This window comes from Ottowia sp. oral taxon 894, assembly GCF_001262075.1.
GTDB classification, from domain to species: domain Bacteria; phylum Pseudomonadota; class Gammaproteobacteria; order Burkholderiales; family Burkholderiaceae_C; genus Ottowia; species Ottowia massiliensis.
Window position 1 is genome coordinate 1,854,589 of record NZ_CP012073.1, and the last position, 14,059, is coordinate 1,868,647.

Below are 14,059 nucleotides of genomic sequence, written 5' to 3' on the forward strand. Positions count from 1 at the left end.
GGTCATCCGTGTTGCGGCCCGGATTCTGCGGGCGCAGCCAGCGCGGCTTCAGGCGCGGCCGCCTTTTTGCCGCCCTTAAAGAATTTGCGCACCAGCACGTAGAACATGGGTACGAAGAACACCGACAGCAGCGTGCCAATCAGCATGCCCCACAGCACCGAGGTGCCGATGGCGCGCTGGCTGGCCGAGCTGGCGCCCGAGGCCAGATACAGTGGCACCACGCCCAGAATGAAGGCGAACGAGGTCATCAGAATGGGGCGGAAACGCAGGTGCGCGGCTTGCAGCGCGGCTTGCAGCGCGGTTTTGCCTTGCTCTTGCACGTCTTTGGCAAATTCGATGATCAGGATGGCGTTCTTCGCGGACAGGCCGATCACGGTGATCAGGCCGACCTGAAAGTAGATGTCATTGAGGTAAGTGGGCACGGCGTTGAACCAGTTGCGGCCCGTTGTGCCCAGCACCACGCCCAGAAAGCCCAGCGGCACCACCAGAATGACGGCCAGCGGAATCGACCAGCTTTCATACAGCGCCGCCAGCGCCAGAAACACGGCCAGGATGGCGAAGGCGTAGAGGATGACGGTTTGCGCGCTGCCCTTGACTTCTTCGCGCGACTGCTCCGCCCATTCCAGGCTGTAGCCGCTGCCCATTTCATCGACCATGCGCTGCACTTCGGCCATGGCCTCGCCCGAGGAGTAGCCGCTGGCGGCCGCGCCTTCGATTTGCATGGCCGGGTAGCCATTGAAGCGCTGGCTTTGCTGCACGCCTTCTTCCCATGAAGCCGAGGCCACGGTAGACAGCGGCACGGCCTGGCCCGAGGAGTTGGGCACCGTCAGCGCCAGAACATCTTCGGGTTGCATGCGCGAAGAGGCATCGGCTTGCACGATCACGCGTTGCAGGCGGCCATTGTTGGGAAAGTCATTGATGTAGGACGAACCCAGCGCCATCGCCAGCACGGAGCGGATGCTGGAAAAGTCAATGCCTTGCGCAGCGGCAGCGGCGCGGTTGATGTCAATCTTGAGCTGGGGCGCGTCTTCCAGGCCGCCGGTGCGGGTGTTTTGCGCGTTGAACATTTTGCTGGAGCGCATTTGGCCCAGCAGCTTGTTGCGCGCAGCCAGCAAGGCGGCATGGCCGTTGTTGTTGCGGTCTTGCAGGAAGAACTTGAAGCCCGAGCTGGTGCCCAACTCCATGATGGCAGGCGGACTGACGGCAAAGGCAAAGCCGTCTTTCACCATGCCCATCATGGCGCCGGTGATCTTGCCGGCCACCGAGGCGGCGTCGCTGCCCGGCGCCTTGCGCTGGCTCCAGTCTTTGAGCATGACAAAGCCCATGGCCATGTTCTGGCCGGAGCCGGTGAAGCTGAAGCCGGAAACGCCAATCATGCTGTCCACTTCGGGCATGGACGTGGCAATCTGCGTGACCGTGGCCAGCGTGGCGTCGGTGCGGGCCTTGGTTGCGCCAGCGGGCAGCTGCATGCTCACCATCAGCGTGCCCTGGTCTTCATTGGGCAGAAAGGACGTGGGCAGGCGCATGTACACCCACACCGCGCCAGCGGCCAGCGCCAGATAAACCACCATCAGGCTCAAAGAGCGGCGCAGCAAGCGGGCCACGATGCCTTCATAGCCATGCGTGGTGGCGCTGAAGCCCCGGTTGAACCAGCCGAAAAAGCCGCTTTTTTCCATGTGATGGCCTTTGGGCACGGGCTTAAGCAGCGTGCCGCACAGCGCGGGCGTGAGCGACAAGGCCAAAAAGGCCGAGAAGGCGATGGCCAGCGCCATGGTCAGCGCGAACTGCCGGTAGATGTTGCCCGTGGCCCCGCTGAACATGGCCAGCGGCACGAACACGGAAATGAGCACCGCCGTGATGCCGATCACCGCGCCGGAAATCTGGCTCATGGCTTTCTTGGTGGCTTGCAGCGGCGGCAGGCCTTCTTCGCTCATGATGCGCTCGACGTTTTCCACCACCACGATGGCGTCGTCCACCACGATGCCGATGACCAGCACCATGGCGAACATGGTCAGCACATTGATGGACATGCCCAGATACCAGATGCCCGCAAATGCGCCCAGCAGCGAAATAGGCACCACGATGGTGGGAATGAGCGTGTAGCGGATGTTTTGCAAAAACAGAAACATCACCAGAAACACCAGCACGACGGCTTCAAGCAGCGTGTGCACCACCGCTTCAATGGACAGGCCGACGAATGTGGAGGTGTCGTAAGGCGCTGACCAGGACAGGTCTTGCGGGAAAAATTTCTGCAGCTGCTCCATCTTGGCTTTGACAGCCGTGGCCGTGGCGATGGCGTTACCGCTGTTGGAGAGCATGACGGCCATGCCCACGGCCTGCTTGCCGTTCAGGCGCGTGGATGTGTCATAGCTCTGGCTGCCCAGCTCCACGCGGGCCACGTCTTTCAGATAAACGTTCGCGCCGCCGGTAGTGGAGCGCAAGATGATGTTGCCGAACTCTTGCGGCGTGCTCAGCTGTCCTTGCGCCGTGACGGTGGCCGTGATGGTTTGCCCGGCCTCGGCAGGCAGGGATCCGATGGAGCCGGCGGAAATCTGCGCGTTCTGCGCCGAAATGGCCGAAGACACGTCCAGGAAAGAGAGGTTGTAGTTCTTCAGCTTTTTCGGATCGACCCACACGCGCATGGCGCGCTGCGCGCCGAACAGCCGCGCCTCGCCCACGCCGCTCACGCGCTGGATTTCGGGGCGGACGTTGCGCTCCACGTAGTCGGCGATGTCCTCGGTTTCCATCACCTTGGAGTCGAACATGAGCACCATCAGGAAGTTGGAGCGCGACTTGGACACCGTGATGCCGTTTTGCTGCACCGTGGCAGGCAGCAGCGCCGTGACTTCCGAGAGCTTGTTCTGCACGTTCACCTGTGCTAGGTCTTCGTCGGTTTCGGGCGTGAAGGTCAGGCTGACTTCGCCCACGCCATTGGCCGAAGCGCTGGTGCTCATGTAGTCCAGCCCCTCGATGCCGTTCATGTTGCGCTCGATGACGGCCAGCACGCTGTCTTCCAGCACTTGCGCGGAAGCGCCCGGATAAGTGGCTGATAGCCGGATGGTGGGCGCGGCCACCGACGGGTATTGCGAAACCGGCAGATTGCGGATGCCGATGACGCCAGCGATGATGATGAAAATGGAGATCACCCACGCGAAGATGGGGCGATCAATGAAGAAACGGGCCATGAATGCTCCTTTGCCTGGCGCGCCGGCTTAGCGGCCCTGTTGTTGCGGCTGTTGTTGTTCTTGCTGCGCGGGCGCTGCGCCCGCTGCCGCGCCTGGCTGCGCCGCGCCGCCGCCAGGCGTCCACTCGCGCGTTTGCACTTTGGGCGAGCCGCTCATGCCCGCCAGCATGATGCCTTCCACAATGACTTTGTCGCCATCCTTGAGGCCGTCCGTCACGATCCAGTCGCCGCCTTGCTGGCCCGCGATGGTGATCACGCGCGGCTCCATGCCGCCTTCGGAATTGACGATCATCAGCGTGTCTTGCTTGCCGCGCGTGACGGCCTGCTGGGGCACGACAAAGGCATTGCCGATATCGCCCTGCGACAGCCCCACGCGCACGTAAAGGCCGGGCAGCAGCACGTTGTCGGGGTTGGGCACTTCGGCGCGCAAAGTCAGCTGGCCCGTGGCCTCGTCCACCGTCGGGTCGGCAAACAGCAGGCGGCCTTTGTGGGCGTATTCCTGACCGTTTTCAAATTTGATGCTCACCTCCACCGCGCCATTGACCAACTTGCGTTTGCCATCGGCAATTTCCTGCTTGAGCTTCATCACCTCGGCGGCCGATTGCGTGACGTTCACATACATGGGGTGCGTTTGCTGAATCGTTGCCAGCTTGTTGGCGTCTCCCGCCGTCACCAGCGCGCCCTCTGACACGTAAGACTGGCCGATATAGCCCGAAATGGGCGCCGTGATGCGCGAGTAATTCACATTGATTTGCGCCGAGCGGATGGCCGCATTGGCCGCCTTCACGCTGGCCTGCGCGGACTGCCTGGAGGCCACGGCCGCGTCGTATTCCTGCTGGCTGATCACGCTGGCGGCCACCAGCGGCTTGTAGCGCGTCAAATCCGCATTGGCCTTGGCCAGCGCGGCTTGCGCCGTGGCCAGCTGCGCGCGGGCGCTTTCCAGATTGGCCAGATACACCGCATCGTCAATCTGGTAAAGCGCCTGCCCGGCCTTGACCTGGCTGCCTTCTTCAAACAGGCGCTTTTTGATGATGCCGCCCACTTGCGGACGCACATCGGCCACGCGCCGAGCGGCCAGGCGGCCCGGCAAATCCACCGCCGTGGCCACCTGCCGGGCGTGCACCGTCACCACGCCCACGACGGGGGCCGGACGCTCTTTCGGCTGGCCGCCAGCTTGTTCGTTTTTGGGCTGCCCGCCTTCTTCCGCAGCGATGCTCTCGCTGCACGCGGCCAGCGTGAAGGCAGCGGCCACCGCCAGCGCGGCCAGCCCCAGTTGTTTTGAAAGACGGATGCTCATCTGCTTGCCTGCTTTCTGCATGTCGTGAAAGAGAAAAAACGGGCCGCGCCATGCACATGACGCGGCCGGAAGAAAGATACTGAAGCCGCGCATCATACATACATGAATGAATGTTTGCGCCGGAATTCAAGGGGAAACCCTGCAATTTACGTCAGATACATACATCCATGCACGCATGTATAGAATCCCGCTGATTTGTATTGCAGTCAGCCATGCGTAGAACCAAAGCCCAGGCGCAAGAAACGCGCGAACGCCTCATGCAAGCCGCGCTGGACGTTTTCCACCAGCGCGGCGTCGCGCGCGCCTCGCTGCACGAAATCGCGCAGGCCGCCGGCGTCACGCGCGGCGCGCTCTACTGGCACTTCAAGAACAAGGAAGATTTGTTTGATGCACTGTTCGCCCGCATCTTCGATGTGGTCAGCAACCAGCTGGAGGCCGACATCCGCAATGCCGCCGACATGCTGCAAAGTTTGCGGCAGGCGTTTCTCAACAGCTTCGAGCGCCTGGAGCGCGACGAGGCCTACCGCAAATTCAGCAGCGTGCTGCACCTCAAGTGCGAGCACACCGAAGAAAACGCCGCCATCGTCGCCGTGATGACCCGCTACTTCGACATGTGGCAGCAAAACATCCACACGGCGCTGCAAATGTGCGTGGCGCAAAAGCGCCAGCCGGCCGATCTGGACGTGGCGCTGGCCTCCATCCATCTCAAATCCACCCTGCTGGGCCTGACGCAGCTGTGGCTGTTTCGTCCCCATACGCTCCAACTCTCGCAAGTCGCGCCCGTTATGGTTGACGCAGCGCTGGGCGGCTTGCAAAACTGCCCTGCCTTGCGCCTTTCCCATGCGCAAAACCCGCAAGCTCATGAAACGCCAAATCACGCTCACCATTTGCAGCCTGCTGGCCTCCTGGTCCGCCACGGCTGAACCTGCGCAGCCGTCCCAAACCGACGCGCTCCCGGCCAGCCAGCCCTATGCCGTTTACGCGCAGCTTGGCGCTTCGCCGCACGCCGCGCACAGCCAGACCATCGGCGTGCTGCTGCCTTGGCAGGGCTTTCAGCGCCAATGGGGCGGCTGGCACTGGCAGGGCTACTGGGACGCCTGGCTGGCCCACTGGGCCGCGCGCCGCCAAGACGGCGGCCCCGCAGGCTACGCCCATGCCACCACCCTGGGCATCACGCCCACTTTGCGCACCAGCCCAACAGCCGCCTCGCGCTGGTTTTTCGACCTGGGCATCGGCTTTTCGCTCACCGACCGGCACTACGCCAACCGCCGCCGCGAAATGAGCACCCGCTACAACTTCGCCTCGCACGCGGGCGCGGGCCTGTGGCTGGACGCAGAGCGCCGCCACGCATTCGTGCTGCGCATCCAGCACGTCTCCAACGCTGGCATCAAACGCCCCAATCCAGGCGAAAACTTCCTGCAACTGCGCTACCAGGCCAGCTTCTGAATCGGGGATAATCCGCCCCCTTGCGGCTGTAGCTCAGTGGATAGAGTATCGGCCTCCGAAGCCGAGGGTCGTGGGTTCGATCCCCGCCAGCCGCGCCAAGCAGTTTCCGTTTTCGCATCTCTTTATTCAAAAAGCCGGCACAGCTTCCGAAAGCTGCGCCGGCTTTTTTATGCGCTTGCCGCTGGAGCTTTGCAAGCTCTTTTCATATTAAAAAGAGGAGCGAATACAGGTTATTGAAATCGGCGTTCGCGCTGTATTTCCTAGGACGTATCGCTATCAATCAAGGAGCGAAAAAGCCTTGCTTGAGCTTCTCATTCCCTGCGCTGACGGCTGGCCGCCAAGCCGCCCAGCAAGCCGCTCAAGCCCAAGAGCGTCCGCCCATCCAGCGCGGGCACGCTGAGCGCTGAAGCTGCCATCAGCATTCATCGCCACGGCGCTTTGCATTGGCGCTGGCAGTTCATTCATCGCGCGCTTCTGGCCCTGCCGTGCAGGAGATTGCAAAAGGGCACCTAGGGAAACTCCGCCTGTGCCTAAAAAAGAAAACGGATATATCTTGTCCGGGAGCTGTTTTCCTTGAGCGCGCCTTGGGCGCTCTTGTGTTCAAAAAACCAGGAGGTTTGCTATGAAAAAGACGGCTGGTCCGGCTTTGTCTCCCGCTGCCGAAAGCGCTACGGCCCGCACCATGCGCGAGCGCTTGGGTTCGCTTTTGGGCCGTCAGGGCGAGGCGCTGTCGCCGCGCGTGCTGCGCCGCACGCTGGCCGAGTTGCAGGCCGTGGGCAATCCGCTGATTAGCGATGTGGAAGGCGCGCGCCTGGCAGCTGGCGTGGCGCAGTGGTACGCGCGGGCCACGGCGCAGCAGCGCCACGATTGCTGGCTGCTGATGAGCGAGCAGTTCGCCCCCGACGTGAGCATGCTGGAAGAGGCGCGGCGCGACTATGAGGCCGCGCTGGGCACGCCGGCCGAGGCCCAGGCCGAAGTGCGTTTGCGCCGCGCTTTCATTTCGCCGCGCACGCGGCTGTTGCAGCGCTTTGCGGCTTTTCCTGACGGCATGCGTTTTCTGGTGGACATGCGCGCCGAGCTGCTGCCCGCCCTCAAGAGCGACAAGCGTCTGCTGGCGCTCGATGCCGAGCTTCAGGCGCTGTTTTCCACCTGGTTTGACGTGGCGTTTCTGGACTTGCAGCGCATCAGCTGGCAGTCGCCTGCGGCGCTGGTGGAAAAGCTCATCAAATACGAGGCGGTGCACGACATCACCAGCTGGGCCGACGCCAAAAACCGCCTGGACGAAGACCGCCGCTGCTACGGCTTTTTTCACCCCCGCCTGCCGGGCGAGCCGCTCATTTTTGTGGAGGTGGCGCTGCTGCAAGAGATGGCCGCCAGCATCCCGCCGCTGCTGGATGAAAGCGCCGCGCACGCCGATCTCAGCCGCGCCAATACGGCCATCTTCTATTCCATCAGCAACACGCAGCAGGGCCTCAAAGGCGTGAGCTTTGGCGATTCGCTCATCAAGCGCGTGGTGGAGGCGCTGCGCGCCGAATTCGGCCAGATCAAGACCTTTGCCACGCTCTCGCCCATCCCAGGCTTGCGCGGCTGGGTGCAGGCTCATGCTGGCGAGCTGCTGCAAGCGGCCAGCTCGCGCTCGCGCCAGGCGCTGGCGCGGCAGCTGGGCGCGGCCGGTAAGGGCGATAAAGGCGATAAGGGCGAAGTGACGGCCGAGGCGCTGCTCAAGGCGCTGGAGGGCGTGGCGGCGCTGGATGAAAAGTCGCCCCTGGCGCGCTGGCTGCTGGCGGCGGCTGCGCGCTACCTGGGGCGCGAGACGGACGCGCAAAAGCGCCCGCTGGACGCCGTGGCGCGCTTTCACCTGGGCAACGGCGCGCGCGTGGAGCGCATCAACTGGCTGGGCGATCCGTCGGCCAAGGGCCTGAAGCAGTCCTGGGGGCTGATGGTCAATTACTACTACGACTTGCGGCGCCTGGACAAGCACCGCGCCTTGCTGGCGCAGGGAAAAATGGCCGTTTCCAGCGCGGTGGAGAGCTTGCGCGAGTGAAAGCCTGCCGGCAGCCTGTTCGCGCTTTTCGCGCCTCTGCGGCCAGGCTTTGAACAGGTTTTGCAGCCCATTCCGGCCCGCCGCCCATCGCACTCAGGCGGTGAACGGGTTCAAGGGCTGATGGCCCAAGGTCTGTTTTGAAGCGGCGCGGGCCATGGCTGGCCCGCCGCCTTCTCCTTTTGCAAGGCGTCTGCAAGGACAATCCGCTTTTTTCCGACAGCCACAGCCATGAACCTAGCCGTTACCGCCCAGCACCTGCTGCCCAAGCGCCTGCTCACTCAACTGGCGGGCTGGCTGGCCCGCAGGCCGGGGCCGCATGCGCCTTTTCTCATTCGCCGCTTTATCGCCCGCTACAAGGTGGACATGAGCGAGGCGGCCAATCCGGACATTGCCAGCTACGCCACGTTCAATGACTTTTTCGCCCGCGCTTTGCGCGAAGGCGCGCGCCCGCTGGCGCAGGCCGATTGGGTGTGCCCGGCAGATGGCGTCATCAGCCAGCTTGGCCCCATACAGCTGGGGCAGCTCATTCAGGCCAAGGGGCATCACTACAGCGCCACGGCTTTGCTGGGCGGCGACGAGGCGCTGGCGGGCCTGTTCAATGGCGGGCACTTCGCCACCATCTACCTCAGCCCGCGCGATTACCACCGCATCCACATGCCTTGCGAGGGGCGGCTGCGGCAGATGATTTACGTGCCGGGCGATCTGTATTCGGTGAATTTCGCCACGGCTGAAGCCGTGCCGGGCCTGTTTGCACGCAATGAGCGCGTGATCAGCGTGTTCGACACCGCCTGCGGCCCGCTGGCGCTGGTGATGGTGGGCGCCGCCATCGTCGGCAGCATGGCCACCGTGTGGCACGGCACGGTGAACCCGCCGCGCACCTATTACCCGCGCCAGTGGCGCTACAGCGACGAGCGCGCGCTGACACTGGCGCAGGGCGCGGAGATGGGGCGCTTTTTGCTTGGCTCCACGGTCATCCTGCTGTGGCCGCGCGAGGCGCAGCTGCGCTTTGCCGAGGGCCTGCTGCCCGGCCAGGGCGTGCGCATGGGGCAGGCGCTGGCCAGTTTCGGCCCGCCTTCAGCGTCCGATGCCGCTGATGCGCCGGAGGGCGGCGCGCCGTCCGCTTCAGACCAGCAGGGGGCTGTTCACGCCCCGCCCGGGAATGCCGGCCAGGCGGATGGGGATGAGCAAGGCGCAGGCGCTGTTTGAGCCATGAGCAGGCGGGAAGGCGGTTGCTCTGCCTGCTATTTAGCTCCTTTATCCATAGCATGATGTCCTAGTGGATATTGCGCTACCCGGCATTTGATGCCCCTTGAATTTGCTCCTTCTTTTGAATAAGCAGGGCCGCCGGGCCATGCTCTCAGCCGCGCTCCGGCGCTTTTTTGCTGATGCCAAAGCACACGGGCGGGCAGTTGGGCTGGTTGATGAACTGGTACTGAAGCACCTGCCACTGCCGCGCATCCAGCGCGGCCAGGCGGCGTTGCAGCAGCGCCATTTCGTCCGCGCCGCCGTCGTGGCCGTGGTAGGCCACGATGGCGATGCGCCCGCCCGGGCGCAGCCGGGCCTGAATGCTTTCGACGGCGCGCCAGGTGCTCTCGCCTTGCGTGATCACGCTTTTGTTGCTGCCGGGCAGGTAGCCCAGGTTGAAGATGGCGGCGCAAACGGCCTCGTCAGCAGGCAGGTGCCGGTCCAGGCGCGCGTGCGAGTCGTGAATGAGCGTGACGGGCGCAGCAGGTTCGGCGGGCCAGGCCAGCGCGTGCCGGGCCAGGCGCTGGCGCGTTTGCTCGATGGCGGCGGCCTGAATGTCAAAGGCGTACACGCGGCCTGCGGGCACGAGCCGGGCCAGAAACAGCGTGTCGTGCCCGTTGCCCGCCGTGGCGTCGATCACGGTGCTGGCGGGCGTGATGACTTCTTGCAGCAGGCGGTGGCTGAACTCGCGCGCGTTCAGCATGCCGGGCCGCCCTGGCTGATTTGCTCCAGCGGCCAGCGGGGCTTCACATCAAAGGCGTAGCGCCGCTCGGGCCGCGCCAGCCCGGCCTGCCAGCGCAAGGCGGCGGCGGCGGCGATCATGGCGCCGTTGTCGGTGCACAAGCGCGGCTCGGGGTAGTGCACGCGCGCGCGGCGGGCGGCGCAGGCGGCGTCCATCTGCTGGCGCAGCAGGCGGTTGGCGCTCACGCCGCCAGCCACCACCAGGCGGTCCAGCCCCGTGGCCTTGAGCGCGGCCAGCGACTTTTTCACCAGCACGTCCACAATGGCCGCTTGCGTGCTGGCGGCCAGATCGGCGCGCGTGGCCGCGTCTGGTCCGGCGGGCAGCTTGCGAACTTGCGTGAGCACGGCGGTTTTCAGCCCCGCAAATGAAAAGTCCAGATTGCCGCTGTGCAGCAGCGGGCGCGGCAGCGCATAGGCATCGGCGCGGCCCGCCTCGGCCAGCCGCGCCAGCGCCGGGCCGCCGGGGTAGCCCAGGCCCAGCAGCTTGGCGGATTTGTCGAAGGCTTCGCCCGCCGCGTCGTCAATCGTCTCGCCCAGCAGGGCGTAGCGGCCCACGCCGTCCACGCGCATCAGCTGCGTGTGCCCGCCGCTGACCAGCAGGGCCACGAAGGGAAAGCGCGGCGCGTCATCGCTCAAAAAAGGCGAGAGCAAATGCCCCTCCAGGTGATGCACGCCCAGCACCGGCAGGCCGCGCGCGGCCGCCAGCGCGCAGGCCACGCCCGCGCCCACCAGCAGCGCGCCCGCCAGGCCGGGGCCGCGCGTGTAGGCGATGAAGTCCACGTCCGCCAGCGTGCGCTGCGCCTGCGCCAGCGCCTGCTGCGCCAGCGGAATGACGCGGCGGATGTGATCGCGGCTGGCCAGCTCGGGCACCACGCCGCCGTAGTCGGCGTGCATGGCCACTTGCGAGTGCAGCGCCTCGCCCAGCAGGCGCGGCGCGCCGCCAGGCCCGATTTCCACCAGCGCCACGCCGGTTTCGTCGCACGAAGATTCAATGCCCAGAACCACAGTCATAGGGCGGCGAGTGTAGAAAATCCGCCCTTTTCTCTCTTTGAACCGGCCGTGAACGGGCCGCCTTTCAGGCCCCTTGCGGGCGCTTCACATGACATCCCACGCATCGCTGCAAACCCTTCTGGCGCAAACGCTGGCCGCGCACTCTGCCGACAGCCCTGCCGAACGCCCCGCTCCGCTGGCCGTGCTGTGCCTGTGCGCCGCCTGGTGCGACACCTGCCGCCAGTGGCAGGCCACCTTCGAGGCCGCCGCCCGCGCGCGGCCCGATCTGGCCTTTCGCTGGATCGACATTGAAGACGAAGCCGACGCGCTGGGCGATGCGGACGTGCAGGACTTTCCCACCCTGCTCATCGGCACGGCCAGCGCCACGCTCTTTTACGGGCCGGTGCTGCCGCAGGCCGGCCAGATCGAGCGGTTGCTGCGCGCGGCGCAGGAGAAACTGCCCGGCCAGGCTTGAGTGGGGCAGACTGAAAACCGGTTCAGCGCGCCGGATGGCCCGTCAGCCGCCGCGCCCAGCCGCTGGCGGCGGCGCGGTTGAACAAAGGCCATTCAATCCAGCGGAACCACAGCAGGGAAATGGCGCTGATGACCACGGGCAGCGCCAGCAAAAAAGCGTCCAGCGCCAGCAGGCTGCCAGCGGGCAGCCGCACGCGCAGGTGGCTGCTTTGGTCCAGCAGCAGCGGATGCAGCAGGTACAGGGCGTAAGAAGCGTCGCCCAGCGCCACCAGGGGGCGGGGGGTGCGCCATTGCCAGTCTGAAAAAGCCAGCGCCACCAGCAAAAAGCCAAAACCTGCCACGCCGAAGGTGGCCGCGCGCATGAACTCAATGCGGTCATACATGGGCGACTGGCTGCCCATGCCCAGGCCATAGACGATGCAGCACGCGCCCGCCAGCGCCAGCCATTTGGCGTGGGCGGCCGCGTGCAGGCAGGCGTGGCGCTTGCGCAGGTGCGCCCACAGCGCGCCCGCGAGAAATTCAAGGCCCAGGCCCGTCAGCGCAAAACGCGCGGGTTGCAGGCCCGCCTGCACGGTCGGGTAGCGCCAGAAGTACCAGGCGGCGTTCCACAGCAGCAGCCCTGTAAAAGCCGCCAGCATGGCGGACGCGCGCCAGCGGGGCGCGAAAAGAAAGACCAGCGCAATCCACAAATAGAAATACAGCTCATAGGTGAGCGACCAGGCCGTGGGCACCCAGTTGTCAAACAGGCTGGGGCTGAGCAGCAGGGCGCTGCGCACGGCTTTGCCCAGCGGCGGCCAGGCGCTGGCGGCCCAGGCCAGGGTGGCCGTCAGCAGCAGCACGGGCCAGTAGCCCAGGTAGATGCGCAGCCCGCGCCGCAGCAAAAAGCGCCTGGCGCTGTAGCTGGTCTTGTCGGCCGTCTGATAGACGACGAAGCCGCTGAGAACGAAAAAGACATCCACGCCTGAAAAGCCCCAGTGCATCCACGCTTGAGCAGGGGCCAGGTGCGGCGAGAGGGCCCAGTGCGGCGCCATGTGGAAAAACAGCACGGCCAGTGCCGCCAGCGCGCGCAGCGCCTGGAGCCAGTCGTTTTTTGGGTTCATTGGATGTGACTTCAGGCGCGGGGCTGCAATTGCGGATTGACGGGCGGGCGAAATCAGTCGCGCGCGGCCCAGGCCACGAGCTGGCGCAGGGCAGGGCGGGCGGCAGGCGCGTTGGGGTGGTTGATGATGGCGGCCACGGCGTAGCGGCGGCCGCTTTGGCCCTGCACATAGCCGGCGATGGCGGTCACGTCGCGCAAGGTGCCGGTTTTCAGGTGGGCGCGGCCCAGCACTTCGGGCGCGGTCATGTCGCGCGTGGTGCCGTCCACGCCCGCCACGCTCAGGGAATTTTCAAACGCGGCGGCATTGGGGCTGCGCGCGGCTTGCTGCAAGAGGGCGACGAGCGCGCGCGGCGTCACGCGCGCCAGGCGCGAGAGGCCCGCGCCGTTTTCGGCAATGGGCGCAGGCAGCGCGCCCAGCCACCGGTTGCCCGCCCACCAGCGGCGCAGCGCCCCGCGCGAGGCTTCAAAGCTGCCCCTGTGCCCGTCATTGGCCGAGAGGGTGAGAAAGAGCTGCTGCGCCATCACGTTGTTGGAGAACTTGTTGATGTCGGCAATGATGGAGGCCAGCGGCAGCGAGTAGCCGGTGGCCACCAGCTCGCCTTGCGTGGGCTGGTTGGGCAGGTTTTTCACCTGGCCGGTGAGCTTGCCGCCAATGCCGCGCCACATGGCGTCAATCACGCGGCTGGCGTAGCTGGCGGGGTCGATATAGGCCACGGCCCAGGTTTGCTCGCCGCAGCGCGCCGGATAGCGGCCCGCAAAGCTCACCTGCGCGGGATGGGTGAAATTGGCGCGTATCTTGCTGCGCCAGTCGCCGCAGGCGCCCTTGGCCGTGGCAATGCTGGCGGGTATGCGCACGCCGCTGATGGGCGGCTCCGTGGTGATGGCCGCGCGCTTGCCGCCGGCGGCCGGAGTGAATTTGTAGATGATGGATTTGAAATTGACGAGCAGCCCGTCGGGCGCGGCGTTGTAGGGGCGCAGAGGCTCGTCGTCAAACGCGCCGGGGTCGCGCGCGGACACGGCGAAGATGCCGTTGTCCAGAATGATGTCGCCACGGATTTCCAGAATGCCCTTGTCCATCACGGCCTGCAAAAGCTCTTGCAGGCGCTCGTGCACCAGCTTGGGGTCGCCGCTGCCCTGTATGAGCAGGTTGCCTTTGAGCACGCCGCCGCTGATGGGGCCTTGCGCATACACGCGCGTGCGCCAGAAGTGGGCGGGGCCCAGCATGTCCAGCCCCGCGTAGGTGGTCACCATCTTCATGACGGAGGCGGGGTTCATCGGCTCGTCGGCCTGCCAGGCCAGGCGCTGCGGGTTGTGCGCGGGCGTGGGCGTGGCGGCCTCGCCGCTGGCGGGCATGGCCTGCGGCACGGAAACCGGCTCGATCAGCAGCGCCAGCGCGCTCTCGGGCACCTGGGCGCGGCGCAAGGCGTGGGCCACTTCAGGCGGCAGCGGCGCTTGCGCGCGGACGCTGCCGCACAGCGCGGCGGCCAGCGCCAGGGTCATTGCAAAGAGGCGGCGGAAAGTTGTGTTCATTTGGAAGTT

Annotated in this window: 12 protein-coding genes and 1 tRNA gene; 6 read left to right on the plus strand and 7 right to left on the minus strand. The window is 65.5% G+C overall.

Going from position 1 to position 14,059, the window contains the following annotated elements:
• Positions 1-2: 2 nt before the first annotated feature.
• Both ADJ79_RS08045 and ADJ79_RS08050 read right to left on the minus strand, forming a co-directional pair.
• On the minus strand, positions 3-3,185 hold the full coding sequence (locus tag ADJ79_RS08045; protein WP_050715524.1) for an efflux RND transporter permease subunit: 3,183 nt from the start codon (positions 3,183-3,185) through the stop codon (positions 3-5).
• 27 nt (positions 3,186-3,212) lie between these two features.
• Positions 3,213-4,502: an efflux RND transporter periplasmic adaptor subunit gene (locus ADJ79_RS08050; protein ID WP_305809689.1), complete on the minus strand. Its 1,290-nt coding sequence runs from the start codon at positions 4,500-4,502 to the stop codon at positions 3,213-3,215.
• Positions 4,503-4,693: 191 nt separating this feature from the next.
• On the opposite strand from ADJ79_RS08050, the gene ADJ79_RS08055 reads away from it, so the two are divergent.
• The 3 genes from ADJ79_RS08055 to ADJ79_RS08065 all read left to right on the plus strand — a co-directional run bounded on the left by ADJ79_RS08055 (position 4,694) and on the right by ADJ79_RS08065 (position 6,025).
• Positions 4,694-5,404, plus strand: coding sequence for a TetR family transcriptional regulator (locus ADJ79_RS08055; RefSeq protein WP_082203197.1), 711 nt, complete (start codon positions 4,694-4,696; stop codon positions 5,402-5,404).
• Positions 5,343-5,927 carry an acyloxyacyl hydrolase gene (locus tag ADJ79_RS08060; protein WP_050715525.1) on the plus strand — a complete coding sequence of 195 codons (585 nt, stop codon included), beginning with the start codon at positions 5,343-5,345 and terminating at the stop codon, positions 5,925-5,927. Before ADJ79_RS08055 ends, ADJ79_RS08060 begins: the two co-directional genes overlap by 62 nt.
• Before the next feature lie 22 nt (positions 5,928-5,949).
• Positions 5,950-6,025 (plus strand) — tRNA-Arg (locus tag ADJ79_RS08065).
• Between the two features lie 213 nt (positions 6,026-6,238).
• On the opposite strand, the gene ADJ79_RS15705 is transcribed toward ADJ79_RS08065, so the two are convergent.
• On the minus strand, positions 6,239-6,349 hold the full coding sequence (locus ADJ79_RS15705) for an IPTL-CTERM sorting domain-containing protein (RefSeq protein WP_156304095.1): 111 nt from the start codon (positions 6,347-6,349) through the stop codon (positions 6,239-6,241).
• 200 nt (positions 6,350-6,549) lie between these two features.
• Here ADJ79_RS15705 and ADJ79_RS08070 point away from each other — a divergent pair, with 200 nt between their 5' ends.
• Both ADJ79_RS08070 and asd read left to right on the plus strand, forming a co-directional pair.
• Positions 6,550-7,971, plus strand: coding sequence for a malonyl-CoA decarboxylase (locus ADJ79_RS08070; RefSeq protein WP_050715526.1), 1,422 nt, complete (start codon positions 6,550-6,552; stop codon positions 7,969-7,971).
• Positions 7,972-8,199: 228 nt separating this feature from the next.
• A complete protein-coding gene (gene asd / locus ADJ79_RS08075; RefSeq protein ID WP_082203199.1) occupies positions 8,200-9,177 on the plus strand; it encodes an archaetidylserine decarboxylase in 978 nt (325 codons plus the stop codon).
• Between the two features lie 151 nt (positions 9,178-9,328).
• Here asd and ADJ79_RS08080 read toward each other — a convergent pair whose 3' ends face one another.
• Together ADJ79_RS08080 and tsaD are read right to left on the minus strand one after the other, a co-directional pair.
• Entirely contained in the window at positions 9,329-9,919 is a 591-nt protein-coding gene (locus ADJ79_RS08080; protein WP_050715527.1) for a class I SAM-dependent methyltransferase, read from the minus strand.
• Positions 9,913-10,968, minus strand: a complete 1,056-nt coding sequence (gene tsaD, locus ADJ79_RS08085; protein WP_050715528.1) for a tRNA (adenosine(37)-N6)-threonylcarbamoyltransferase complex transferase subunit TsaD — start codon at positions 10,966-10,968, stop codon at positions 9,913-9,915. Before tsaD ends, ADJ79_RS08080 begins: the two co-directional genes overlap by 7 nt.
• 88 nt (positions 10,969-11,056) lie before the next feature.
• Here tsaD and ADJ79_RS08090 point away from each other — a divergent pair, with 88 nt between their 5' ends.
• Complete coding sequence (locus ADJ79_RS08090; RefSeq protein ID WP_050715529.1) at positions 11,057-11,422, plus strand: thioredoxin family protein; 366 nt, start codon at positions 11,057-11,059, stop codon at positions 11,420-11,422.
• 22 nt (positions 11,423-11,444) lie between these two features.
• On the opposite strand, the gene ADJ79_RS08095 is transcribed toward ADJ79_RS08090, so the two are convergent.
• Together ADJ79_RS08095 and dacB are read right to left on the minus strand one after the other, a co-directional pair.
• Positions 11,445-12,521 (minus strand): acyltransferase, encoded by a 1,077-nt coding sequence (locus ADJ79_RS08095; RefSeq protein ID WP_050715530.1) that lies wholly within the window; start codon positions 12,519-12,521, stop codon positions 11,445-11,447.
• Positions 12,522-12,574: 53 nt separating this feature from the next.
• Positions 12,575-14,050, minus strand: a complete 1,476-nt coding sequence (dacB, locus tag ADJ79_RS08100) for a D-alanyl-D-alanine carboxypeptidase/D-alanyl-D-alanine-endopeptidase (protein WP_050715531.1) — start codon at positions 14,048-14,050, stop codon at positions 12,575-12,577.
• Between the last annotated feature and the right edge of the window lie 9 nt (positions 14,051-14,059).